This is a genomic window from Stenotrophomonas sp. PS02298, assembly GCF_029959445.1.
GTDB lineage: Bacteria > Pseudomonadota > Gammaproteobacteria > Xanthomonadales > Xanthomonadaceae > Stenotrophomonas.
In genome coordinates this window covers 1-1,550 of sequence record NZ_JASCOR010000315.1, presented here as the reverse complement: position 1 = coordinate 1,550, position 1,550 = coordinate 1, and the positions used below count along the sequence as shown (strand labels likewise).

General features: G+C 63.0%; 1 protein-coding gene. It reads right to left on the bottom strand.

What is annotated here, in order from left to right:
- Positions 1-78 precede the first annotated feature (78 nt).
- Positions 79-1,284 carry a sodium/glutamate symporter gene (gene gltS / locus QMX78_RS21380; protein ID WP_282273457.1) on the bottom strand — a complete coding sequence of 402 codons (1,206 nt, stop codon included), beginning with the start codon at positions 1,282-1,284 and terminating at the stop codon, positions 79-81.
- Positions 1,285-1,550: the final 266 nt, after the last annotated feature.

Here is a 1,550-nt window from a genome sequence, read left to right as displayed (position 1 = left end):
GTGCTACAGGACGAGTAGGGCCCCATTGTCGCGCCAACCCGTGCACAAGGCACGGGTATGGCGCACGGAACCGGCGGCTTAGTGCGGCCAGAAGTTCAGGAAGCCGGTGATGATCAGCGCATTGATGAAGTCGATGAAGAATGCACCCACCAGCGGCGCCACCAGGAAGGCGCGCGGCGCCGGCCCGTAGCGCTGCGCCAGCCGGCGCATCACGGCCATCGCGTTGGCGGTGGTGCCGAGCATGAAGCCGATGAAGCCACCGCCCATTACCGCAGCGTCGTAGTCACGGCCCATCAACCAGTAGATCGGCACCGCGAACAGCGCGACCACCGAGACCTGGATGATCAGGTTGACCAGCAGCGGCAGGCCCATTCCAGCCAATTCCCAAAGCTTCAGATCCATCAGCGCGATGGCCAGGAACAAGGCCAGGCTGATGTTGCCGATCAGGTCGGTGGTCGGTACCGACAGCTTGATCCAGCCGGTGTAATCGTCGATGTTGCGGATCACCGCGCCGACCAGCATCGCGCCGATATAGGTCGGCAGGGTCAGGCCGATGCCTTCGAAGCCCTTGCCCACCCATACGCCCAGCCACATCGCCATCAGCAGCACGACAATGCTCTTGAGCGCGTCGAACTCGCGGGCCGACTCGCTGGGGTAGCGCACGGTGACCGCTTCGTCTTCACCAAGCTGCGCGCCGGTGGCCTTCTGGCTGGGATGCTTCACCTTGAAGCGCTGCATCAGCACGGTGATCACCGGGCCGCCAACCAGTCCGCCGCAGATGATGCCGGCCATGGCCGCTGTCACCGCCAGGCTCTCCGCGCCAACCAGGCCCGCCTGTTCGAAATGCCCGGCAAAGGCCAGGCCGGTGGCTGGGCCGCCGGTCAGCGTTGCCGAACCGGCCAATACGCCGAACATCGGATTCAGGCCGAACAGCTTGGCGACACTGATGCCGATCAGGTTCTGCAGCACCGCGAAGATGCTGCCGATCAGCAGGAACAACATCACCTGTTTGCCGCTGACCCGTAGCAGCCGCAGGCTGGCGTTGATGCCCAGGGTGGTGAAGAACGCCACCATCAGCGGTGTCTTGAGCGTGGTGTCGAGTGTGAACAGGGTGGTCTGCTGACCATGTGCCCACCACACGGCCAATGCCACCAGCAGGCCGCCGACCACCGGTTCAGGCAGGTTGTAGCGGCGGAAGAACGGAATGGCACGGCACAATGCGTAGCCGGCGAACAGGGTCAAGCCCGCGAAGGCGACCGTCTGTACGGCGTCAAGTTGAATCATAGGGGTGGGGACCTTACACCAGCGAAGGGCGAACTTTGTCGTTCCTTACGCACAATAGCAACCGGGCCTAAAGGCACTGGACCTGTTTTTGGGTGCTTTCTGGTTGCGGTAATCGTGTGGTGCAGGGCCATGCCCGGTAGATGCATGGCCAGAAATCCACCGTAGTGCCGAGCCATGCTCGGCATGGGCTTTACCAGAAAACCTAGAGGTAGTGCCGAGCCATGCTCGGCAGGGGCATTACCGGTACAGCCTCTGCCGAGCATGGC